The sequence below is a fragment of the Pseudomonas sp. UME65 genome (assembly GCF_014170225.1).
In the GTDB taxonomy this organism is placed as follows: Bacteria; Pseudomonadota; Gammaproteobacteria; order Pseudomonadales; family Pseudomonadaceae; genus Aquipseudomonas; species Aquipseudomonas protegens.
The window spans coordinates 181510-199126 of record NZ_LZZQ01000014.1 but is presented as its reverse complement, the minus strand read 5'-3'; the positions used below and the strand labels follow the sequence as shown (position 1 = coordinate 199126).

General features: G+C 62.8%; 20 protein-coding genes. 8 read left to right on the top strand and 12 right to left on the bottom strand.

The features are described 5' to 3' along the window. Positions 1 to 83: 83 nt before the first annotated feature. Positions 84 to 599: a 2-oxo-4-hydroxy-4-carboxy-5-ureidoimidazoline decarboxylase gene (uraD, locus tag A9971_RS20965; protein WP_011062637.1), complete on the bottom strand. Its 516-nt coding sequence runs from the start codon at positions 597 to 599 to the stop codon at positions 84 to 86. Further along, complete coding sequence (gene puuE / locus A9971_RS20960; protein ID WP_011062636.1) at positions 596 to 1522, bottom strand: allantoinase PuuE; 927 nt, start codon at positions 1520 to 1522, stop codon at positions 596 to 598. The genes uraD and puuE overlap by 4 nt, the downstream gene beginning before the upstream one ends. Positions 1523 to 1945: 423 nt before the next feature. Here puuE and uraH point away from each other — a divergent pair, with 423 nt between their 5' ends. Beyond that, positions 1946 to 2299 carry a hydroxyisourate hydrolase gene (gene uraH / locus A9971_RS20955; RefSeq protein WP_182999957.1) on the top strand — a complete coding sequence of 118 codons (354 nt, stop codon included), beginning with the start codon at positions 1946 to 1948 and terminating at the stop codon, positions 2297 to 2299. A gap of 237 nt (positions 2300 to 2536) precedes the next feature. Here the strand turns inward: uraH and A9971_RS20950 are convergent, their stop codons facing one another. Together A9971_RS20950 and A9971_RS20945 are read right to left on the bottom strand one after the other, a co-directional pair. Beyond that, positions 2537 to 3886: an NCS2 family permease gene (locus A9971_RS20950; RefSeq protein ID WP_015636600.1), complete on the bottom strand. Its 1350-nt coding sequence runs from the start codon at positions 3884 to 3886 to the stop codon at positions 2537 to 2539. Between the two features lie 287 nt (positions 3887 to 4173). Continuing rightward, a complete protein-coding gene (locus A9971_RS20945) occupies positions 4174 to 4617 on the bottom strand; it encodes a MarR family transcriptional regulator (RefSeq protein WP_011062633.1) in 444 nt (147 codons plus the stop codon). Positions 4618 to 4699: 82 nt separating this feature from the next. On the opposite strand from A9971_RS20945, the gene A9971_RS20940 reads away from it, so the two are divergent. Then, positions 4700 to 5866, top strand: a complete 1167-nt coding sequence (locus A9971_RS20940) for a PLP-dependent aminotransferase family protein (protein ID WP_053153194.1) — start codon at positions 4700 to 4702, stop codon at positions 5864 to 5866. A 10-nt stretch (positions 5867 to 5876) separates the two neighbouring features. Further along, positions 5877 to 6479, top strand: coding sequence for a glutathione S-transferase family protein (locus tag A9971_RS20935; RefSeq protein ID WP_011062631.1), 603 nt, complete (start codon positions 5877 to 5879; stop codon positions 6477 to 6479). 60 nt (positions 6480 to 6539) lie between these two features. Here A9971_RS20935 and A9971_RS20930 read toward each other — a convergent pair whose 3' ends face one another. Further along, complete coding sequence (locus A9971_RS20930; RefSeq protein ID WP_053153191.1) at positions 6540 to 7433, bottom strand: LysR family transcriptional regulator; 894 nt, start codon at positions 7431 to 7433, stop codon at positions 6540 to 6542. A 131-nt stretch (positions 7434 to 7564) separates the two neighbouring features. Here A9971_RS20930 and A9971_RS20925 point away from each other — a divergent pair, with 131 nt between their 5' ends. The 3 genes from A9971_RS20925 to A9971_RS20915 are packed head-to-tail and all read left to right on the top strand — an operon-like array spanning position 7565 to position 10543. Then, positions 7565 to 8860, top strand: a complete 1296-nt coding sequence (locus A9971_RS20925; RefSeq protein WP_182999956.1) for a CitMHS family transporter — start codon at positions 7565 to 7567, stop codon at positions 8858 to 8860. 1 nt (position 8861) lies between these two features. Then, a complete protein-coding gene (locus tag A9971_RS20920; protein ID WP_182999955.1) occupies positions 8862 to 10220 on the top strand; it encodes an acyclic terpene utilization AtuA family protein in 1359 nt (452 codons plus the stop codon). Then, positions 10217 to 10543 carry a hypothetical protein gene (locus tag A9971_RS20915; protein WP_152686361.1) on the top strand — a complete coding sequence of 109 codons (327 nt, stop codon included), beginning with the start codon at positions 10217 to 10219 and terminating at the stop codon, positions 10541 to 10543. The genes A9971_RS20920 and A9971_RS20915 overlap by 4 nt, the downstream gene beginning before the upstream one ends. 18 nt (positions 10544 to 10561) lie before the next feature. Here the strand turns inward: A9971_RS20915 and A9971_RS20910 are convergent, their stop codons facing one another. From A9971_RS20910 to A9971_RS20890, 5 genes are all read right to left on the bottom strand, one after another. After that, entirely contained in the window at positions 10562 to 10933 is a 372-nt protein-coding gene (locus A9971_RS20910) for a glutaredoxin domain-containing protein (RefSeq protein ID WP_015636595.1), read from the bottom strand. Positions 10934 to 11036: 103 nt separating this feature from the next. Continuing rightward, the gene (gene folE, locus A9971_RS20905; RefSeq protein WP_011062625.1) at positions 11037 to 11582 is read right to left on the bottom strand and encodes a GTP cyclohydrolase I FolE; all 546 of its coding nucleotides are present in this window, start codon (positions 11580 to 11582) and stop codon (positions 11037 to 11039) included. A 77-nt stretch (positions 11583 to 11659) separates the two neighbouring features. Then, the gene (locus A9971_RS20900; protein WP_011062624.1) at positions 11660 to 12217 is read right to left on the bottom strand and encodes a Smr/MutS family protein; all 558 of its coding nucleotides are present in this window, start codon (positions 12215 to 12217) and stop codon (positions 11660 to 11662) included. A 75-nt stretch (positions 12218 to 12292) separates the two neighbouring features. Continuing rightward, positions 12293 to 12613, bottom strand: a complete 321-nt coding sequence (locus A9971_RS20895; protein WP_011062623.1) for a hypothetical protein — start codon at positions 12611 to 12613, stop codon at positions 12293 to 12295. Between the two features lie 129 nt (positions 12614 to 12742). Beyond that, positions 12743 to 13333, bottom strand: coding sequence for a cysteine hydrolase family protein (locus A9971_RS20890; RefSeq protein WP_011062622.1), 591 nt, complete (start codon positions 13331 to 13333; stop codon positions 12743 to 12745). Between the two features lie 240 nt (positions 13334 to 13573). Between A9971_RS20890 and prmB the strand changes: the two genes are divergently transcribed. Further along, entirely contained in the window at positions 13574 to 14482 is a 909-nt protein-coding gene (gene prmB / locus A9971_RS20885) for a 50S ribosomal protein L3 N(5)-glutamine methyltransferase (RefSeq protein WP_011062621.1), read from the top strand. 51 nt (positions 14483 to 14533) lie between these two features. Here prmB and A9971_RS20880 read toward each other — a convergent pair whose 3' ends face one another. Together A9971_RS20880 and A9971_RS20875 are read right to left on the bottom strand one after the other, a co-directional pair. Further along, the gene (locus A9971_RS20880) at positions 14534 to 15325 is read right to left on the bottom strand and encodes a hypothetical protein (protein ID WP_011062620.1); all 792 of its coding nucleotides are present in this window, start codon (positions 15323 to 15325) and stop codon (positions 14534 to 14536) included. 99 nt (positions 15326 to 15424) lie between these two features. Further along, a complete protein-coding gene (locus A9971_RS20875; protein ID WP_015636592.1) occupies positions 15425 to 16378 on the bottom strand; it encodes an alpha/beta hydrolase in 954 nt (317 codons plus the stop codon). Between the two features lie 141 nt (positions 16379 to 16519). Between A9971_RS20875 and aroC the strand changes: the two genes are divergently transcribed. Continuing rightward, complete coding sequence (gene aroC / locus A9971_RS20870; RefSeq protein ID WP_011062618.1) at positions 16520 to 17611, top strand: chorismate synthase; 1092 nt, start codon at positions 16520 to 16522, stop codon at positions 17609 to 17611. Positions 17612 to 17617: the final 6 nt, after the last annotated feature.

The following is a 17617-nucleotide window of genomic DNA, read 5'->3' as shown; positions in this document are numbered from 1 at the left end:
CCTTGAATTCAGTGGCCGGGGTGCTCGCGAGGCCCTGGGAAATGCATCGATGCAGATGCTTTCTCGGGCCAGGCGGGCAATCGCTACAGGGTCAGCAAGCGGAACAGGGCGATCTTGTTGATTTCAGCCAGTGCGCATTTGAACTCGGTGTCCACCGAGTTGTGGATGCGGGTTTCGAATGCGGCGAGGATCTGGTGCCGATTGCTGCCCTTCACCGCCATGATGAAGGGAAACTTGAACTTGGCCTTGTAGGCGTCGTTGAGCTCGGTGAAGCGCTGGAACTCTTCGGCGGTGCATTGGTGAATACCAGCGCCGGCCTGCTCATTGGTACTGGCTTCGGTCAACTGGCCCTGGACGGCGGCTTTGCCGGCCAGGTCCGGGTGAGCGTTGATCAGTGCCAGCTGGCTGGCGTGATCGGCGCTCAACAGGATGTCGCTCATGCGCTGGTGCAGGGTCTCGATCTGGTCGACGGAGGCGTCGAGCCCCAGTTCGTAGGCCTTTTCGGCAACCCACGGCGAGTGTTCGTAGATGTCGGCGAAGGCCTTGACGAAATCTTCGCGGCTCAGGGTCGAGGGCTTGAGGCTCTGGAAGGCAGTCATTTCGCCGCTCCCTGGTAAGGGTGGGTCTGTTGCCAGTGACGGGCGATGTCCACCCGGCGGCTGAACCACACCTGCTCGTGACCCTTGACGTATTCGAGGAAGCGCTTGAGCGAGGCCAGGCGCGCCGGGCGGCCGATCAGGCGGCAGTGCAGGCCTATGGAAAGCATCTTCGGCGCTTCGGCACCTTCGGCGTAGAGCACATCGAAGGCGTCCTTCAGGTACTGGAAGAAGTCGTCGCCCTTGTTGAAGCCCTGCACCTGGGTAAAGCGCATGTCGTTGGTGTCCAGGGTGTAGGGGATCACCAGGTGCGGCTTGCCGGTGGGGTTGTTGGGTTCCCAATAGGGCAGGTCGTCGTCGTAGGTGTCGCAGTCATAGAGGAAGCCGCCTTCCTCCATCACCAGGCGCCGGGTGTTCGGGCCGGTGCGGCCGGTGTACCAGCCCAGTGGGCGTTCGCCGGTGATTTCGGTGAGGATGCGGATCGCTTCGAGCATGTGCTCGCGTTCCTGGGCCTCGTCCATGTACTGGTAGTCGATCCAGCGGTAGCCGTGGCTGCAGATCTCGTGGCCGGCTTCGACCATGGCGCGGATCACGTCCGGGTGACGCTGGGCGGCCATGGCCACGGCGAAGATGGTCAGTGGAATGTCGAATTCCTTGAACAGCTTGAGGATCCGCCAGACGCCGGCACGGCTGCCATACTCGTACAGCGATTCCATGCTCATGTTGCGCTCGCCCTGCAGGGGTTGCGCCGAGACCATTTCCGAGAGGAAGGCTTCCGATTCCTTGTCGCCATGAAGGATGTTGCGCTCGCCGCCCTCTTCGTAATTGAGCACGAAGGACAGGGCGACGCGGGCATTGCCCGGCCAGTGAGGGTGAGGAGGGTTGGAGCCGTAACCGATCAGGTCGCGAGGGTAGTCAGCGCTCACTGCAGTCTTCCTTCTTATTCGTGATAACGGTGGCGTGGCGGAACCTGAAGCCGGAAAGCCAGGTGGGCGTCACTGCGATGGAATGATTGTATACAAGTTTGTCTTCACTTTGTAAGCCTGATTTTTTGCATTTTTCCGCTTTCATCGCTATGGCTGTCACCTGCAAGAAACTTGCCTGGATGGTCAGCTAATGGATGACAAGTCGTCTGTCGCTATGGCGTTCAGGCAAATCCGCTGATGCATTCGAAGGGTCGCGGGGCCGGGAATATTTGCGATTATTATTGTGTACAATTTTTTTGAAAAATGTCTTAATCTTGCTCTCGCCGCAGCTTTTCACCGGTCGAAACGCTGCGGTCTCCTTCAATTACTGACTCCGGGAGGCGCGAGGCCTGAACGCTTGAAGGCGCCAGGCACGCAGAATCAATGGGACGTTTGACTACACACGTTTTGGATGCCGCACATGGCTGCCCTGGCAGCGCTATCGAGGTCGAGCTGTATCGAGTGGAAGGGGCCCAGCTGGAATTGGTCGCCAGCACCCTGACCAACAGCGATGGCCGTTGCGATGCGCCGCTGCTGCAGGGTGATGACTACCGTTCCGGGGTGTACCAGCTGCACTTCCATGCCGGTGACTACTACCGTGCCCGTGGTGTGCAACTGCCGCAGCCGGCGTTCCTGGATGTGGTGGTACTGCGGTTCGGCATCAGCGCCGAGCAGGACCACTATCACGTACCGCTACTGATCTCGCCTTACAGCTATTCGACCTACAGAGGAAGCTAGGACTTTCCCCCCAAGAATCCTGCGCAAATAGCTTCTTTGGTCCTTGCCCGCCCACACTGCGGGCTTTTTTTCGTCTGGCATAAAGCCTTCACTGGTCATCGGCTCCACTAGATCCCGCAGGAGCCGGCTCGCCGCCGAAAGGGCCCTGTGACCGCCCCGGACCTGCTGGCCACAGCCGATCATCGGCAACGAAAAAGCCCCATCCAGCGGGATGGGGCCTGGGTGGAGCAGGGCGTCCTAGAGGAAAATGAACTTGGCGATGAAAATCGCGCACAGCACATACAGGCTGATGGAGATTTCCTTGTACTTGCCGGTGCCGGCCTTCAGCACCACATAGGTGATGAAGCCCAGGGCAATGCCATCGGCGACGGAAAAGGTCAGGGGCATCATGATCGCGGTGACGATGGCCGGAATGCTGTCGGTGGCCTCGTCCCAGTTGATGTGGGCCATGCCGCCCATCATCAGCATCGCCACATAGATCAGCGCGCCGGCGGTGGCATAGGCGGGGATCATGCCTGCCAGGGGAGCGAAGAACATTGCGGCAATGAACAGCACGCCCACGGTGACCGCGGTCAGCCCGGTGCGGCCACCAGCGGCGACCCCGGCGGCACTTTCCACATAGCTGGTGACTGGTGGTACACCGACCACGGCACCGAACACGCTGGAGGCACTGTCCGCCTTGAGTGCGCGGGAAAGGTTCTCGATCTTGCCATCGGCGTTCACCAGGCCGGCGCGCTGGGCCACGCCCATCAGGGTGCCGGCGGTGTCGAACATGTGCACGAAGAGGAACGCCAGGACCACGCTGATCATGCTGACGTTGAACACGCCGGCGATGTCCATGGCCATCCAGGTCGGCGCCAGGCTCGGCGGAGTGGACATGATCCCGTTGTAGTGCACCAGGTCCAGGCCCCAGCCGGCCAGGGTCACGGCGATGATACTGATGAGAATCGCGCCGAAGACCCGGTGATAGCTGAGCACTGCGATCATCAAGAAGCAGACGGCCGCCAGCAGTGGGCCGGGGTCTCGCAGGTTGCCGAGCTTGATCAGGGTGGCCGGGCTGTCGACGATGATGTTGGCCGTCTTCAGGCCGATCAGGCCGAGAAACAGCCCGACCCCGGCACCCATGGCGAACCGCAGGCTCACCGGAATGCTGTTGAGCAGCCATTCACGTACCCGCGACAGGGTCAGGATCATGAACAGCACACCGGAAATGAACACCGCGCCAAGGGCGGTTTCCCAGTGGTAGCCCATGGTGCCGACCACGGTGTAGGTGAAGAAGGCGTTGAGCCCCATGCCCGGTGCGAGGCCCACCGGCCAGTTGGCGTACAGGCCCATCAACAGGCAGCCCAGGGCGGCGGCGATGCAGGTGGCGACGAAGGCTGCGCCGTGATCGATGCCGGCGTCGGCCATGATGTTGGGGTTGACGAAGATGATGTAGGCCATGGTGATGAAGGTTGTCAGACCGGCAATCAACTCGGTCTTCACCGTGGTGCCATGCAACCTGAGTTTGAAGATGCGCTCCAGCCAGCCGCTGTTCAGCGACGGCGAGAGATCGAGCGTAGAGGCTTCGGATTTGCGGCTTTCCACAGCGAGTACTCCTCAAGAGTTTTATTGTTTTTTCCAGAGCCGGACACGCAAGGGTGGGCAGCGGCTCTTTGAGGCAGGTAAGGCGTGCGGGTTTTGTTGACCTGTGGGTCAAGAACTCGTCGGGCGAATTATGCGTTTGTATACAAAGAAAGCAAATAATGTTTTTGGGGTTGTGTGCGAAAAATCCGCGAACATGGCTATATCGCGGCCCCGACGTTGCGCCGGGGTGTGCAAGGGTTTGGGGCAAGGCCGGGGCCGGCGCACCAATGAATGGCGCCCGCAGGGGCTCAGTCTTCGACGGGTTTGCCGGCCAGCGCCTGGTTCACCGCCAGCCAGCCATTGACCGCACTCTCGCCAGCTTCGCTGAAGGCCCGTTGCAGGAGTTTGACCTGCTCGCGGCGCAGGGATTGCTCAAAGCCTGTGCCATCGGCGGTCAACTGCAACAGGCGCTTACGCTTGTCGCTGTCCGGTGCGACGCTGTCCACCAGGTGCATTTCCATCAATTGGCGCAACGGTGTGTTCAATGCCTGCTTGCTCACCCCCAGCAGATTGAGCAGTTCCTTGACGCTGAGCCCGGGATAGCGGGCGATGAAAAACACGATGCGCTGGTGCACCCGGCTCAGGCCCCGGCGTTCGAGCATTTCGTCGGCCTTGGCGGTAAACGCCTGATAGCCGAAGAAGAAAGCTTCCATGGCCGCTTGCTGCGAAGCCTGGTTTTTAAGGTCAAGCATATTGACGTATCTGCAAAGGTCGGCGTAATTTCGGTCAAGCAGTTTGACGTATTTTCCTCAGCCTTCGCTAGCGGTGATCTCCATGGCCTTCTCCGAACGTGTATCGCGTCTCAAAAGCTCTCTGATCCGTGAAATCCTTGCTGCGGCCCAGCGCCCGGAAGTGATGTCGTTCGCCGGGGGCCTGCCGGCCGAAGTGATGCTGCCCAAGGTGCAATGGCAGGACATGCCGTTGGCCATGGGCCAATACGGCATGAGCGAAGGCGAGCCGCAATTGCGTGAAGCCCTGGCGGCCCAGGCGCGCCAGCTCGGGGTGCCTTGCGAGGCGAGCCAGGTGCTGGTGGTCAGTGGTTCCCAGCAGACCCTCGATCTGGCAGCCAAGCTGTACATCGACAAGGGCACCCAGATCATGCTGGAAGCGCCGACCTACCTGGCCGCCCTGCAGATTTTCCAGCTGTTCGGCGCCGATTGCCTGACCGTACCGCTGCAGGCCGATGGCCCGGACCTGGTGCAGATGCGCGCGCGCCTGGAGCAGCACCGGCCGGCGTTCATCTACCTGATCCCGACGTTCCAGAACCCCTCGGCGGTGCGCTACAGCGAAGCCAAGCGTGATGCCGTGGCGGATTTGCTGGACGAGTTCGGCGTGACCCTGATCGAGGACGAGCCCTACCGTGAGCTGACGTTCGATGGTGGCAGTGCCACGCCTATTGTCGGCCGCCTGGAAAAAGCCAGTTGGATCTACACCGGCACCGTGTCTAAAACCCTGTTGCCGGGCCTGCGGGTGGGTTACCTGATTGCCAGCCCGGACCTGTTTCCGCACCTGCTGCGGCTGAAGCAGTCGGCGGACCTGCACACCAATCGGGTTGGCCAGTGGCAGGCCATGCAGTGGATCGGCAGCGAGCAGTATCAGACGCACCTGGATCAGTTGCGCAGTTTCTATCGCCAGCGCCGGGATGAATTCCAGGGCGCCTTGCTCACCCATTTCGCCGATCTGGCGGATTGGCAGGTGCCCCAGGGCGGATTGTTTTTCTGGCTAAGCTTGAAACAGCCCCTGGATACCCGCACTTTGCTCAAGTCGGCGTTGGAGCACGACGTCACATTCATGCCCGGTGAGCCGTTCTTTGCCGATCCGGAACGCAACCCTGGGCATCTGCGGTTGAATTTCAGCCATATCGATCCGGCGCGGCTGGACGAAGGCCTCAAGCGGCTGGCCACCGTGATACGTCAAGCACAGGCTGCACAGGCAGCCTAAGGGGAGGGCCATGTACAAGGTTTATGGCGATTACCGTTCGGGCAACTGCTACAAGATCAAGTTGATGCTCAATCTGCTGGGGCTGCCTTATGAATGGCAGGCGGTGGATATTCTCGGGGGCGATACCCAGACCGAGGCCTTCCTGGCAAAGAACCCCAACGGCAAGATTCCGGTTCTGGAACTGGAAGACGGCACCTGCCTGTGGGAGTCCAACGCGATTCTCAACTTCCTCGCCGACGGCAGTCAGTTCCTGCCCAGCGAACCGCGCTTGCGCACCCAGGTTCTGCAATGGCAGTTCTTCGAGCAGTACAGCCATGAGCCCTACATCGCGGTGGCGCGTTTCATCCAGCTTTACGAAGGGCTGCCCGAGGAGCGCCGCGAGGAATACCTGAAGTTGCACAAGCGTGGCTACAAGGCGCTGGACGTGATGGAGAAACAATTGAGCCGCACCCCGTACCTGGTGGGCGAGCACTATTCGATCGCCGACATTGCGCTCTATGCCTACACCCACGTGGCCGATGAGGGCGGTTTCGACCTGAGCCGCTACCCGGGCATCCAGGCCTGGATGCAGCGAGTGCAAAGCCATCCGCGACACGTGCCGATGCTCGACTGAGCGGGTGCTTTTATCCCCACTGGACCGGCCTTGTGCCGGTTCAGTGCGTTGTGGGGCCCGCTAACGATGTTTGCCGGCCAGGTTCTGGCGTAGCAACTCATAACAGCGCTGCGCCGCTGGGCTCAGTTGCTGGCCACTGCGGCGGATCAGGCCGATCTCGCGGCTGACCCCCGGGTGTTTGATGGCAATCCGGCTCAGGCCCTCACGGCCGTCATCGGCGGATTCCGGCAGCAAGGTAATGCCCAGCCCCTGGCGTACCAGCGCCAGCACCGTGCTCATGTAGTTGGCTTCCATGGCTGGAAGCAGGGACAGTCGGCTGTCGTCGAACAGCGCTTCGACCTGCTCGCGCACGCTGCTGTCGCGGCCGGTGAGAATGATCGGCTGGCAGGCCAGGTCCTTCAGCGTCACTGACTGGCGCTGGGCCAGGGGATGATCGGTGGCCACGAACAGGCACAGGCGATCCTCCAGCAGAGGTTGGAAATCCAGCCCGTGGCTGAGCCGGGCGCGCCCGCCGATACCGAAATCCACCTCGCCGGCACGGACCTGGGCATGAATGCGGTGAGCCACCAGGTCCTGCAGGCGTACCTCGATTCCGGCAAATTGCTCGCGAAACTGGCGCAAGGCCGGCGGCAGCACCCCGGCGCAGACCGACGGCAGCGCGGCGAGGGTGACCACGCCCCGACGCAGGGCGGCCAGGTCCCGGGAGCCACTGACGATGTTGTCCAGGTCCAGCAGCAGTTTCTCCATCGGTCCCCGGGCCTGCAGCCCAGCAGCGGTCAGGCTGACATGGCGCGGGCTGCGATCGAGCAGGGCGACCCCCAGCCATTCCTCCAGTTGCTGGACCTGCACGGTAAGAGCTGATGGCGACAGGTGCAGCTCGGCGGCGGCTTTGCTGAAGTTGCCGCTGCGGGCCACGGCGAGGAAGGCCTGGATATGCTGGATCGAGTTCTTCATTTTGTTTTTCCGAATGCAAGGCGCCGAATATTCCAATTTACAAAGACTAGCGCGATTTCAATACTCCAGAAAAACAATAACCGTCCGCCTTCCGGCCCCGGCTTGAAGAGGCGGCACACTGGAGTTGCTCCATGCTCGCCACCCTGGGTGTCATCACCATTCTCTGCCTGCTCGCGGCCGTCATGAGCAAGCGCCTGTCGCCTCTGGTCGCGCTGATTGCGCTGCCGATCATCGCCGCGCTGATCGGCGGCTTCGGTCTGCAGACCAGCGCCTTCATCGTCACCGGCATCAAGAACGTCGCCCCCGTGGTAGGCATGTTCGTGTTCGCTATCCTGTTCTTCGGCATCATGACCGACGCCGGCATGCTCGACCCGATCATCGACCGCATCCTGCGCACCGTCGGCACCCGGCCGACGCGGATCGTGGTCGGCACGGCGCTTCTGGCGCTGCTGGTGCACCTGGACGGTTCCGGCGCGGTGACCTTCCTGGTGACGGTGCCGGCAATGCTGCCGCTGTATACCCGGCTGGGCATCGATCGACGGATTCTGGCCTGTGTCGCGGCGATGGCCGCGGGGGTCAATTTCCTGCCCTGGACCGGCCCGGTACTGCGCTCATCAGCGGCCCTGCATGTGCCGGTGGCGGATCTGTTCCAGCCGCTGATCCCGGTGCAGATCGTCGGCCTGCTGTTCGTCTTCGCCAGCGCCTGGTGGCTCGGCCGCCGGGAGGAGCGCCGCCTGGGGCTCGGTGCCGATGCCACGGCCGGTGCAGGCATCCCGACCCGGGTATTGAGCCCCGCCGAAGAGGCGCTACGCCGTCCCGGGCGCTTCTGGATCAACCTGCTGCTCACGGTGCTGGTGATGCTGGTGATGATTGCCGGCTGGGTCGATCCGGTGGTGATGTTCATGGTCGGCACGGTGCTGGCGCTGTGCATCAACTATCCGGATGTCGAGGCCCAGCGGGCACGCATCGATGCTCATGCCAAGACGGCCCTGACCATGGCCAGCATTCTCCTGGCGGCCGGTGTGTTCACCGGCATCATGCAGGGCAGCGGCATGCTCAAGGCGATTGCCGAAGTGGCGGTGGCGCAGATTCCTGCCGGTCACGGCAAGCTGATTCCGACTGTGGTGGGGTTCCTGTCCATGCCCCTGAGCATGCTGTTCGATCCTGACTCCTACTACTTCGGGGTGATGCCGGTGATTGCCGAAGTGGGCAAGGCCCTGGGTGTCGACCCGCTGCAAGTGGCCCAGGCTTCGTTGCTCGGCGTGCACACCACCGGTTTCCCGGTAAGCCCGCTGACCTCGGCGACCTTCCTGCTGGTGGGCCTGTGCAAGATCGAACTGGCCGACCACCAGCGTTTCACCATCCCCTTTCTATTCGCTGCGTCAGTGTTGATGACCCTGACCGCGCTGCTGCTGGGAGTTTTTTAAGATGAAAAGCCTACGTATCGGCTCCGGCGCCGGTTACTCCGGTGACCGTATCGAGCCCGCCATCGAGTTGGCGCAACAGGGTGACCTGGATTACCTGGTGTTCGAATGCCTGGCCGAGCGCACCATCGCCCTGGCGCAGCAGGCGCGCCTGGTCGACCCGCACAGCGGCTACGACCCGTTGCTGGGGGCACGGATGCGCGGGGTGCTGCCCTTTGTGGGTGCCACGGCCTCGGGGCGGCGTTTGCGCATCATCAGCAACATGGGGGCGGCCAATCCGTTGGCGGCGGTGGCCGAGGTGCAACGGATCGCCGCCGAGCTGGGCTTGCCAGGGCTCAAGGTGATCGCGGTGCTGGGGGACGATGTGCTCGAGACTCTGCGGGCCCGGCCGGAGTGGGTGCTGGACAACGGGCAGACCCTGGGCTCGCTGGGGCAGCGGCTGATTTCCGCCAATGCTTATCTGGGCGCCCAGGGCATCGTCGACGCGCTGCGGGCTGATGCCGACGTAGTGATCACTGGGCGGGTGGCCGACCCCTCGTTGTTCCTGGCGCCGCAGATCTTCGAGTTCGGCTGGGCCGAGGATGACTGGCTGCGTCTGGGGCGCGGGACCCTGGTGGGGCATCTGCTGGAGTGCGCAGGGCAGGTCAGCGGCGGCTACTTTGCCGATCCGGGGGTCAAGAATGTGGCCGGTCTGGCGCGCCTGGGGTTCCCCCTGGCCGAAGTGGATGCACAGGGCGCGGCGCTGATCACCAAGGTCAAGGGCTCCGGGGGGCAGGTCAGCAGCGCTACCTGTACCGAGCAGTTGATCTACGAAGTGCATGACCCGGCGGCCTACCTGACGCCGGATGTCTGTGCCGATTTTTCCGCGGTGGGCTTTGTCGAGGAGGCACCGGACCGGGTGCGGCTGCAAGGGGCGGCAGGCAGCCCACGGCCTGAGCGGCTCAAGGTCAGCGTCGGCTACCTGGATGGCTGGATCGGCGAAGGGCAGATTTCCTATGGCGGCCCTGGGGCTGTGGCCAGGGCGCGGCTGGCCCGGGATATCGTGCTCGAACGCCTGGCCCTGACCGGGGTACAGATGCAGGAAGTGCGCGCGGAGCTGATCGGCATCGATGCCTTGCACGGTGTTGAACTGGGCCAGCGAGCGCCTGCCGAACCCTGGGAAGTGCGCCTGCGGGTGGCGGCTCGCTGCACGGACAAGGCCGAAGCGGTGCGCGTCGGCAATGAGGTGGAAACCCTCTATACCAATGGGCCCGCTGGTGGCGGCGGGGCCAGTAAAAGCCTGCGGCAGGTGGTGGCGGTGGCTTCGCTGTTACTGCCCCGGGAGGCCGTCAGGGTCACCTTGCATCAGGAGGTACGGGCATGAATGAGGTCAAATTGCGTGACTTGGCGCACTCGCGTACGGGGGACAAGGGCGACACTTCGAATATTTCGGTGATTGCCTACCACGCCGAGGACTTTGCCTTTCTTTGCGAGCAGCTTACCGCCGAGCGCGTGGCGCAATATTTCGCCGGCTTGCTGGGGAGCGATGCGGCGCCGGTACAGCGCTATGTCCTGGAGAATGTGCGGGCCTTGAACTTTGTCTTGCCGGGCATCCTGCGCGGCGGAGTGACCCGCTCCCTGGCGCTGGATGCCCACGGCAAGTGCCTGGGCGCGGCCTTGCTTGACTTGCAGTTGGCCCGGGGCTGAAGAGCCCCGGGGAGGGCGTCAGACGGTCGCGAAGCGCTGGTTCAGGTAACCGATGATCACCTTGGATTCATACATCCAGGTGGTCTGGCCGTTCTCTTCGATGCGCAGGCACGGCACCTTGATCTTGCCGCCCTGCTCCAACAGGGCCTGGCGGTCCTGCTCGTTGTTTTTTGCGTCGCGCAGGGCCACCGGCACATTCAGGCGATGCAGGGTACGGCGGGTCTTCACGCAGAACGGGCAGGCGTGAAACTGGTACAGGGTCAGGCCCTTGGCGGCTTCCACGACTTGCGCCTGAGCGGCGGCGTCCCGCTGCTGCTTGCGTGGGCGGGTGATGAAGTCGATGAAAATGATGAGTTGGCCCAGGCCGACTCGCAGCGCTTTGACGATCACGGTTATTGCCTCTTGCCCATGAATGAAGGGGCGGCAGCTTACCTGATTTTTCCCGGGCGAAAAAAAACCGGCGATCAACGCCGGTTTTTTCGCCTGCAGCCTGTTACTTGATCAGGCTGAGGAATTCGCTGCGGGTCGCGGCATTCTCGCGGAACTCGCCCAGCATCACCGAGGTGATCATCGACGAATTCTGTTTCTCCACACCGCGCATCATCATGCACATGTGCTTGGCCTCGATCACCACGGCCACCCCGAGGGCGCCGGTCACTTGTTGGACGGCGTCGGCGATCTGCCGGCTGAGGTTTTCCTGGATCTGCAGGCGGCGGGCATACATATCGACGATGCGCGCGACTTTCGACAGCCCCAGGACCTTGCCGCTGGGAATGTAGGCGACATGGGCCTTGCCGATGAACGGCAGCAGGTGGTGTTCGCACAACGAGTAGAGCTCGATGTCCTTGACCAGGACCATTTCGCTGTTGTCGGAGCTGAACAAGGCACCGTTGGTGACCTCTTCCAGGGTTTGGGCATAACCGCGGCAGAGGTACTGCATGGCTTTGGCGGCACGCTTGGGCGTGTCGAGCAGGCCCTCGCGGGAGACGTCCTCGCCCAGTTGGCCGAGGATCGCGGTGTAATTCTGTTCCAGGGACATGAAACTACCTGTGGGATTTTACGCAAAGGGCAAGGGTACGGTGGCGGACACGACGCTGCAAGCGTGATGCAGCGGCTTTATTCGTCACGGCCTTCCATCATGGTGCGCTTGAGCATGACGTACAGCGCCCCGGTACCGCCATGCCTGGCCTGGCAGGAAGTGAAGCCCAGCACCTGCGGATGCTGGCGCAGCCAGGTGTTGACGTGGCTCTTGATCATCGGTCGCTTGCCGTCCAGGCGCACGGCCTTGCCGTGGGTGACGCGCACGCAGCGGATTTCGAACTGGGTGGCTTCAGCGAGAAAGGCCCAGAGGGTTTCCCGGGCCTTTTCCACGGTCATGCCATGCAGGTCGAGGCTGCCTTCAAAGGGGATCTGGCCGATCTTCAGCTTGCGCATCTGGCTTTCCTGGACCCCGTCGCGGGCCCACATCAGCTCATCTTCCGGCCCCACGTCGATGACGAACTGGTCGGACAGCCCGTCCACCGTGGTGGTCTCGCTGCGTACGGTGGCCGCCTGGCGCAACTTGGCGATCTGCGCCCGGTCGCTCTTGGGTTTGCCTGTATCGGCACGATCGTGCTTGATCGGCTTGACGCCGCGGATCTCGTTTTTGAACAGGGAAAAATCGTCGTCTTGCATGTCAGCCTCCGCGAAGGGCGGCTAGTTTACCCAACTCGGAACACCTTAAGGCGCGCAAATCGCGCCTCGGGAATGTCAGTCGTGTTTTTTCATCAGGTGCGGCGCCATGTTCAGCGCCAGGGGCTGGCGCATGCGCCGCCGGCAGCGCCGCCACAAGCGCACGCCGACATACAGCAGCAACAGGCCGACCACCAGGATCACCGCCGAGCCCGCCGGGCTGGCATTCATTTCCCCCAGCGCCGGGGCACGGCCCAGCAGGCTCGCAGTACCGGCCATCGCCAGCAGCACGCCAAATGTCGCCAGTAGCGCGGAGAATCCCGCACCCAGGCGCAACCGCCAGTTTCGCGGGCTTTTGGGCCGCAATCGGCGTGCGTCAAAACCATCGGATATCTTCATTCCGACCTTCCTCAATGGGTATCGGCCCTTCGACCGGAAGTTGACCGGGTGGTTCCTGAGGCTAAGGCAATTGCTGCAAAGGCGAGGGGTTTATGGATGAGCGGCCCGCCAGCCGCTCACCAGGGCTGATCAGATCAGGCTTGCGGTCTGGGCGAGGGTGGCGAAGTTGTCGGCCATGATTGCCATTTCGGTTTGCTGAACGTGCTCGGCGCTGAGGATGCCACCCTTGTAGGGCAGGTCGCGGGTGGCGCAGGCGTCTTCTACCAGGGTGCAGCGAAAGCCCAGGTTCTTGGCCGCGCGCACGGTGGTGCTGACGCTGGAGTGGCTCATGAAACCGGCGACGATCAGGTCCAGGGAACCTAGGTCCTGCAGGCGCTTTTCCAGTTCGGTGCCGTGGAACGCGCTGGGCAGCAGTTTGCCGATGATGGTTTCGTCGCCTTGGGGTTCAAGGCCGGGAATGAATTCGCCGCGCTCGCCTTGTGGGTCGAACAGGCCGCCGACGGTACCGAGGTGGCGTACGTGCACCACTGGGCGACCGGCAGCCCGGGCCGCGGCCAGCAGTTGGCGGATGTTGGCCACTGCCGCGTCCATGCCGGACAGGGCCAGCGGGCCGCTGAGGTATTCTTTCTGGGCGTCGATGATCACAAGGGTCGCGTGGCTCAAATTGGCCGCTGCATAACCACGACCGCTGAGTTGAAACATCGTCTTTGGAACGGACATTCTGGGGCTCCTGTGAGTGGGGCTTTTGCGCCATTGTCCTCTGGCGGAGCGCTTCTGTGAATCGCTACTAACGTAAGGTGCGCCGTTGCTGGCCTGCAGCCTTGTCAAGTGGGGCAAGGTATGCAGCCTTCCCGAGCAAAAAAACGCTTGAACACTCTTGCCCGTCGCTGGTTTTTCATTCGTCGTCGGCAAGCGTTTTGGCTGTTAGAATCGCCGGTCGTTTTGTCAGGAGTCTGTCCCGTGATCACTTCCCGCCTGCGCACCTTGCGCGACCATATCCGCTGGGCCGTCAGCCGCTTTCATGGGGAGGATCTGTTCTTCGGCCATGGTACCGACAATGCCTGGGACGAGGCCCGTCAACTGGTGCTCGGCGCCTTGCACCTGCCTTGGGAAATTGCCGACAGCTACCTTGATTGCGCGTTGGAAGACGACGAGCTGGTCCATGTGCAGCACCTGCTCAAGCGTCGTATCCAGGAGCGCGTGCCTACCGCCTACCTGCTGGGCGAGGCCTGGTTCTGCGGCATGTCGTTCATTGTCGATGAGCGCGTGCTGATTCCCCGTTCGCCGATTGGCGAGCTGATCGAAAAACGTTTCGAGCCCTGGCTGGGCAGCGAGCCGGCACGGATTCTCGACCTGTGTACCGGTTCCGGCTGCATCGGTATCGCTTGTGCCTATGAATTCCGTGATGCCGAGGTGGTGTTGGCGGACCTGTCCTTCGAAGCCCTCGAAGTGGCCAACCAGAACATCGAGCGCCATGGCGTCGATGAGCGGGTGTTCACGGTCCAGGGCGACGGTTTCGATGGCCTGCCGGGGCAGCGCTTCGACCTGATCGTGTCCAACCCGCCCTATGTCGATGCCGAAGACTTCGCCGACATGCCGGATGAATACCAGCACGAGCCCGAGCTGGGCCTGGCCTGTGGCGAGGATGGCCTGAACCTGGTGCGGCGGATGCTGGCCGAGGCGGCGGACCACCTGACCGAGAAGGGCTTGCTGATTGTCGAGGTGGGCAACAGCCAAGTGCATGTCGAGGCGCTGTACCCGGAGGTCGACTTCGCCTGGCTGGACTTCGAGCGCGGTGGCCACGGTGTGTTCATGCTGACCGCGGAGCAGTGCCGCGAACATCAGGCGTTGTTCGCGTCCCGGGTCTGAGCCGATTGCCGGCCCGCGCAACGCGGGCCTGTGGCGGTCAGGCGTTGCGGCTCAGCGATGAGTCGCAATCCAGATCAGCAGCCCGGCCTGGAACACCGCAAAGGCCACCAGGCAGGTGATGGTGAAGCGCAGACCGGTGTCCTCGCGCTTGTACTTGGTGACTTTCTCTTCCTGCTTGCGCAGCTTCACTTCCAGTTCTTCAAGATTCTGTTCGGCCTGCTGGAGCATCTGCGCCGCTTCCAGAATCTCCACGAACTGCAGCTTTTCGCTATTCCACTGGCCCAGCAGTTCACCCACCTGGACATCCTTGACGCTGCCCTTGAGGTGCTGGGCATCGGCATACACCACATCGAAACCCTGGGTGCGCAGCACGTGGTCACGACGCAGGCGCGTGTCTTCGTTGAGGGCATCCTTGTTCGCCAGGTCGAAGCCGTCGACCCGGTAGTGCGGCCACTTCTTCTGGGCCCACTGCGCTGCCTGGGCCAGCAGGAAACGGCCGATTCCGCGGTTCAGCGGTTCGACCTGCAGGCCGCCTTCGGGCTCGAAGTGCACCCGGCGAGTGTCGTGCTCGACCCACACATCCAGGTGATTCTGTTCCTTGCGCACCCGTTGGCCGGGGAGGCTGATGGTCATGCGCAGCAGGCTGTGCTCCTTGTTGTTGCGTTCGGCATAACCGAACTCGACAAAGCGCAGAGGCCGTCCGCCCGTGGCGCGATCGGTCTGCAAGGGTGCCAGGCGCAGCATCTTGTGGTGCTCGGCCTGCACATCGGCCCACGGCAGCGGCGGCGCTTCCGGGGCGGCGGCTTCCTGCTCGGTGGCGGGTGAATTCGGGGTATCAGTCATAACGGCGAGATCCTGTCCAATCGCTGCGCGCCGACAGCAATTGAACGGCCGGCAAAGGCTTATCGGCCGTTTTTTTCAGGACTGGAGGGCAAAAACAGCCTAACGGGTGTGAAGTCCGTCAATAAAATCGATGATCGCGCTGCCCAGTTCCGCTGCCAGGGGCAATTGCGGGTCCTTGTAGGAGGCCAGCTGGCGCTTGAGGTCATTGGGCACGATGCGCATCACATGGTTCATGCCTTCGATCAGGGCCAGTTGCGCATCCGGTTTGGCGGCCTTGAGGACCCTGGCGTCATCGACGCTGACCTGGATGTCGTTGCTGCCCTGGATGATCAGCGCCGGCATCTTCAGGCGGGCGAAGGCCGCCGCCGGGTCTTCGCGAAACAGGGTGATCAGGTAAGGCTGCACGCTGGGGCGAAAGATGACTTGCAGGGCAGGGGGCACATCCGGGTCGACCTTGCCGGCCTTGAGGCTGTCCAGCAGCTCATTGCTGCGCAGCATCAGCGCCGGTGGCAGGCGGTAGCTCAACTGCTGGCGCAGGATCTGGTCCACCGGGCGGGCGGTTCCGGAGATCGAGATAACGCCAGCGGCATTCAGTTGCGGTGCCGCCAGCGTGGCGATCAGTGCGCCTTCGCTATGCCCCAGGACTATCAGTTGGCCCAGGCGTGGATCGGCCTTGAGCTTGTTGCCCCAGGCCACGGCATCCGCGACATAGGCGTCCAGGGTAAGGTTGCGTTCGTCCGGGGTCGCGGCGAGGCTGGCGGCCACGCCGCGCTTGTCATAACGCACGCTGGCGATGTTGTGCTTGGCCAGTACCCAGGCCAGGCGCTTGAGGCTGTCGTTGCGCCCGCCATCGGGGTTGTTGCCGTCGCGGTCAGTGGGGCCGGAGCCGGAAATGATCAGCACCACCGGCACCGGCTGCTCGGACTTGGGTAGCAGCAGCGAGCCGTACAGCTCACCGTGCCCGGTGTCCAGGCTCACGGGGCGTTGCAGGACGGCCGCATGAACCAGGCCGGTGAACAGGGAAAGGCTCAAGAGAAGAACTCGCAGCATCATCGCGCCATCATGGATAAGGTGCCGGTTTGACTCGGTAACAGGCAGAAGGTTCGAGGATGAACTAGTTGGGTAGCCTGCGTATACTGGCGCACGCGCTAATCCAGATTGAGTTATTTCGGCTGATTTCACGGAGCTCCCTGCATGTCCGGCAATACCTACGGCAAGCTGTTCACTGTCACCACCGCGGGCGAAAGCCATGGTCCGGCGTTGGTCGCCATTGTCGACGGCTGCCCGCCGGGCCTGGAACTGACGCTGGAGGACTTGCAGCGTGACCTGGACCGGCGCAAGCCTGGCACCAGCCGCCACACCACCCAGCGCCAGGAACCCGACGAGGTCGAGATCCTCTCCGGGGTGTTCGAAGGCAAGACCACCGGCTGTTCCATCGGCTTGTTGATCCGCAACACCGATCAGAAGTCCAAGGACTATTCGGCGATCAAGGACCTGTTCCGCCCGGCTCACGCCGACTACAGCTACCACCACAAGTACGGCATCCGCGACTACCGTGGTGGCGGCCGCAGCTCGGCCCGGGAAACCGCCATGCGCGTGGCGGCCGGGGCCATTGCCAAGAAGTACCTGGCCAGCCAGGGCATCGTGATTCGCGGCTACATGAGCCAGCTGGGCCCGATCGAGATTCCCTTCAAGACCTGGGATTCGGTAGAGAACAACGCCTTCTTCAGCCCTGATCCGGACAAGGTTGCGGAACTGGAAGCCTATATGGACCAGTTGCGTCGAGACCAGGATTCGGTCGGAGCGAAGATCACCGTGGTGGCCGAAGGGGTGATGCCGGGCCTGGGCGAGCCGATTTTCGATCGCCTGGACGCCGAGCTGGCCCATGCGCTGATGAGCATCAACGCGGTCAAGGGCGTGGAGATCGGCGCCGGTTTCGCCTGCGTTGCCCAGCGCGGCACCGAGCACCGTGACGAACTGACCCCGCAAGGTTTCCTCAGCAATAACGCCGGCGGCATTCTGGGCGGCATCTCCTCGGGGCAGCCGATCGTCGCTCACCTGGCGCTCAAGCCGACCTCCAGCATTACCACCCCCGGGCGCTCCATCGATATCGACGGCAACCCGGTGGACGTGATCACCAAGGGGCGCCACGACCCGTGCGTGGGCATTCGCGCCACGCCGATCGCCGAGGCGATGATGGCCATCGTGCTGATGGATCACCTGCTGCGCCACCGCGGCCAGAATGCCGACGTGCGCGTCAGCACGCCGGTGCTGGGCCAGCTGTAATGCCGG

What these genes read in the sequence shown, in the direction of transcription:
- A9971_RS20945 (WP_011062633.1), bottom strand. Translation starts at nt 4,617, where the DNA reads ATGCTTGACCTTAAAAACCAGGCTTCGCAGCAAGCGGCCATGGAAGCT.
- A9971_RS20940 (WP_053153194.1), top strand. Translation starts at nt 4,700, where the DNA reads ATGGCCTTCTCCGAACGTGTATCGCGTCTCAAAAGCTCTCTGATCCGT.
- A9971_RS20875 (WP_015636592.1), bottom strand. Translation starts at nt 16,378, where the DNA reads ATGATGCTGCGAGTTCTTCTCTTGAGCCTTTCCCTGTTCACCGGCCTG.
- A9971_RS20900 (WP_011062624.1), bottom strand. Translation starts at nt 12,217, where the DNA reads ATGCAAGACGACGATTTTTCCCTGTTCAAAAACGAGATCCGCGGCGTC.
- uraH (WP_182999957.1), top strand. Translation starts at nt 1,946, where the DNA reads ATGGGACGTTTGACTACACACGTTTTGGATGCCGCACATGGCTGCCCT.
- A9971_RS20915 (WP_152686361.1), top strand. Translation starts at nt 10,217, where the DNA reads ATGAATGAGGTCAAATTGCGTGACTTGGCGCACTCGCGTACGGGGGAC.
- A9971_RS20930 (WP_053153191.1), bottom strand. Translation starts at nt 7,433, where the DNA reads ATGAAGAACTCGATCCAGCATATCCAGGCCTTCCTCGCCGTGGCCCGC.
- A9971_RS20890 (WP_011062622.1), bottom strand. Translation starts at nt 13,333, where the DNA reads ATGTCCGTTCCAAAGACGATGTTTCAACTCAGCGGTCGTGGTTATGCA.
- A9971_RS20920 (WP_182999955.1), top strand. Translation starts at nt 8,862, where the DNA reads ATGAAAAGCCTACGTATCGGCTCCGGCGCCGGTTACTCCGGTGACCGT.
- A9971_RS20895 (WP_011062623.1), bottom strand. Translation starts at nt 12,613, where the DNA reads ATGAAGATATCCGATGGTTTTGACGCACGCCGATTGCGGCCCAAAAGC.
- uraD (WP_011062637.1), bottom strand. Translation starts at nt 599, where the DNA reads ATGACTGCCTTCCAGAGCCTCAAGCCCTCGACCCTGAGCCGCGAAGAT.
- aroC (WP_011062618.1), top strand. Translation starts at nt 16,520, where the DNA reads ATGTCCGGCAATACCTACGGCAAGCTGTTCACTGTCACCACCGCGGGC.
- A9971_RS20880 (WP_011062620.1), bottom strand. Translation starts at nt 15,325, where the DNA reads ATGACTGATACCCCGAATTCACCCGCCACCGAGCAGGAAGCCGCCGCC.
- A9971_RS20925 (WP_182999956.1), top strand. Translation starts at nt 7,565, where the DNA reads ATGCTCGCCACCCTGGGTGTCATCACCATTCTCTGCCTGCTCGCGGCC.
- A9971_RS20935 (WP_011062631.1), top strand. Translation starts at nt 5,877, where the DNA reads ATGTACAAGGTTTATGGCGATTACCGTTCGGGCAACTGCTACAAGATC.
- folE (WP_011062625.1), bottom strand. Translation starts at nt 11,582, where the DNA reads ATGTCCCTGGAACAGAATTACACCGCGATCCTCGGCCAACTGGGCGAG.